Origin of the sequence: Geobacillus sp. PK12, from assembly GCF_004123125.1 — a bacterium.
Lineage (GTDB): Bacteria > Bacillota > Bacilli > Bacillales > Anoxybacillaceae > Geobacillus > Geobacillus zalihae.
Map to the genome: position 1 here is coordinate 1 of NZ_SDKL01000097.1, position 3,047 is coordinate 3,047.

Here is a 3,047-nt window from a genome sequence, read left to right on the forward strand (position 1 = left end):
TTTATGGAAGGCGTATGTCTAATTTTGGATAATCAACACTCGTGTTAGATATCGATATTTTTAATATATATCATTCGTTTTTATCATTTTACCAAATATTACATCATGAGTATGATAAAGTTAAAGAATATTCTAAACTTAATAAGGAGGACATTATGATCAACAAGTCATCTCCTATGTACGTTGTCATTGGAGGTATTGCCGCTTTAATTATTGTCATGGGTATCGGGCGATTTGCATACACGCCTATTTTGCCACACCTTCAGGATGCAGTACGCCTTACCGATGTGATGGCAGGATACCTTGCCTCAGTCAATTACTTAGGATACCTATTGGGAGCTTTGTTAGCAGGAATATCCCAGTGGAAGAAAGGAAAAATATTTTATTTAAGGTTTTATCTCGTTATCAACATTCTGACAACCATTACAATGGGGTTGACAGACCACTACTTGCTTTGGTTTTTCTTTCGCTTTATTTCAGGTTTAACAAGCGGGCTCGTCTTTGTGCTTGCCTCAAGTATTATCTTGGATGTTCTTGCCTTAACCAAGCAATCACTTTGGTCAGGAATGTTTTATAGTGGTGTTGGAATAGGGATTTTAATAACTGGTCTTATTGTCCCTGTTTTGGATCACTATTTTAGTTGGCGTGGGGATTGGATCGGATTAGGTATACTTTCTATATTCATAGGTGTATTAACGTTCCTATGGTTAAAAGAGAATTCATCAACCAAAATAAAGTATCCCTCATCAATCTTGTCCCTTTCCCAAGCTTCTCGTAAACAAAGGATTTTACCATGGCTTATCGCCTCCTATGGGTGTGAGGGAATGGGGTATAGCGTGAGTGGCACTTTTTTGGTTGCTCTCGTACAGCGAATCTCTTCTTTAAGTCATATTCCTGCTTTAAGCTGGGTGTTTGTTGGTGTTGCTGCTATCCCTTCTTGTATGCTATGGGCTTTGGTTGCTAAGAAATACAGTAATCTTGTCGCTTTACAAATTGCTTTTTTCACCCAAATCGTTGGTGTAATTCTACCAGTGATATTTTTTAATTCTTACGGAGCTTTGATTGGATCCTTATTATTCGGGGCAACGTTTATGGGTATTACTACCTTAGCCGTCTCAGAGGGACGTACTATTGCACCTAATCAAAGCAGTAAAGTAATCGGCTATTTAACATGTGTATATGGAATTGGCCAAATGATCGGCCCCTCCGTTGCAGGGATCTTAATTGCCAAATCAGGAAACTATAATTCTTCCCTGATTTTTGCAGCAAGTGTATTAATTTGCGGGATGCTGCTTTTAGGTGTTGGTCAGATGAAAGACGCAAGAACCAATAAAGTGATAAACCGTAAATACAGCTACTTTTAAAATAAAAACTTGAAAGGATGAAAAACAATGCCTTATGTAAACATTAAAATTACTAAAGAAGGAGTTGCTCCAGAACAAAACAACAACTTATTGAGGGTGCCACAAAATTACTTCCAAAGATTTTAGGGAAAAAACCCACAGCCGACCTTTGTAATCATCGATGAGGTGGAAACCGACAACTGGGGAATTGCTGGGGAATCGGTAACGGTAAGAAGGAAACGGGATCAGTAATTTTTTAGAAAGTTACTTGGGCAAGGTTTCACATTTGGCGCAGATTCCGACTTAAAGCCACCAACCTTCAGAAATATGTTATAAAACTGAAGCGGCTTTATATAACAAAAGCAGTGTTAACAAACTGAAAGATAAAGTTTTAGACTGCTTTATTATTCCTCCAATATCCGTGTTAAGCTTTCGTTTATAATACAGTAACAATGGAGAAGGGCTTTGTGGAACCTATTCAATCATCAATCATCGTGAATTTGCAAGCATTGAAACAATGCAGCAGAAAATTCAGGATTAGAGAAAAGCGTTGATAACTGGAGTGAACCAGTACGGTGATTTAAAACTAACAGTAATAAAAATTTTGGGGGGCTTTTTATGAAAATTGCATTTATTCTTTTCGACCAGATGACAACTCTTGATTTTGTTGGTTTTTATGACGCTGTAACACGCTTGAAAACAATGGGTTTTAATGAGAATTTAAGTTGGGACTTGTGTGGAACGAAAGATGAAATAAATGATGATCGGGGAATTACAGTTAAGATTCAAGAAGTCTCTCCTGATTTATCTTAGTATGATTTGCTATATGTCCCCGGTGGGTTTGGTACTCGCCAATTATTGCATGATTCCGAATTTATAGAATGGTTAAAAACAGGTAGCAATGTAAATTATAAAGTATCAGTTTGTACAGGTTCCTTACTGTTTGGAGCTGCAGGTTTTCTTGATGGGAAGAAAGCTACGACTCATCCCGCTGCATATGATTTGCTACGGCCTTATTGTTTAGAAGTCATAGAAGACAGAATTGTTAAGGACGGGCATATTATTACTGGCGGTGGGGTAGCAACATCGGTGGATCTCGGATTATACATTTGTGAACTTCTAGGAGGTGCGGAAGCTGCTCTACGTATTCAAAAACAAATGGACTATCCTTATTACAAAGTTGGGCAGTACTACAATAGAAGTTAGTAATATGCATAACTAACAACTAACCGCTTATCAAAGTGTTTTTTGATATAATCCAATCTGTCCAAATGGGCAGGTTGGATGTTTTTTGTAATAACTATATGAGGACAATATATGTGATCCTTTCGATGCTCACTTACATATTTCAATTTTTGATATTGTCAGCTCTCCTACCGATATCTACAGTGTATTTTAATTTTAATTGAAATACACTGCAGCTTATTTCTTATGAAATGTCTGGGACAATTTGTCTTAAACAAAAGTAACTTCATTTTTTACGCAACCTTCATTCGATACTCAATCGAGCTAGGTCATTTAATTTACTTTGAAATTTTTCGTAGTCATTATACAATCGATATATTTCCAACTCATAGATGACTTCTTCTTTTACTTTTTTAATTGAAACAAATGTAAATACATAGACTCCGATTTTAAATGTCCAACTTGAATCAGCATCTAACTCACATTTCGCACCCTAACAAGGTCAAAACAAAGGATTTT

Annotated in this window: 3 protein-coding genes and 1 pseudogene; all 4 read left to right on the top strand. The window is 36.6% G+C overall.

Annotated elements, in window-relative coordinates; genetic code table 11:
* Nucleotides 1–155 precede the first annotated feature (155 nt).
* The 4 genes and pseudogenes from ETR37_RS18020 (at nucleotide 156) to ETR37_RS18030 (ending at nucleotide 2,549) form a co-directional block, all read left to right on the top strand.
* Nucleotides 156–1,364 carry a YbfB/YjiJ family MFS transporter gene (locus ETR37_RS18020; RefSeq protein WP_129447626.1) on the top strand — a complete coding sequence of 403 codons (1,209 nt, stop codon included), beginning with the start codon at nucleotides 156–158 and terminating at the stop codon, nucleotides 1,362–1,364.
* A gap of 27 nt (nucleotides 1,365–1,391) precedes the next feature.
* Nucleotides 1,392–1,595: pseudogene (locus ETR37_RS20875) on the top strand (2-hydroxymuconate tautomerase family protein).
* A gap of 366 nt (nucleotides 1,596–1,961) precedes the next feature.
* On the top strand, nucleotides 1,962–2,156 hold the full coding sequence (locus tag ETR37_RS20110; RefSeq protein ID WP_306418286.1) for a hypothetical protein: 195 nt from the start codon (nucleotides 1,962–1,964) through the stop codon (nucleotides 2,154–2,156).
* A 6-nt stretch (nucleotides 2,157–2,162) separates the two neighbouring features.
* Nucleotides 2,163–2,549, top strand: a complete 387-nt coding sequence (locus ETR37_RS18030) for a DJ-1/PfpI family protein (RefSeq protein WP_306418287.1) — start codon at nucleotides 2,163–2,165, stop codon at nucleotides 2,547–2,549.
* Nucleotides 2,550–3,047 lie beyond the last annotated feature (498 nt).

Bases quoted from the DNA above. Each gene is read 5' to 3' on its own strand.
- ETR37_RS18020 (WP_129447626.1), top strand. From the start codon at position 156: ATGATCAACAAGTCATCTCCTATGTACGTTGTCATTGGAGGTATTGCC.
- ETR37_RS20110 (WP_306418286.1), top strand. From the start codon at position 1,962: ATGAAAATTGCATTTATTCTTTTCGACCAGATGACAACTCTTGATTTT.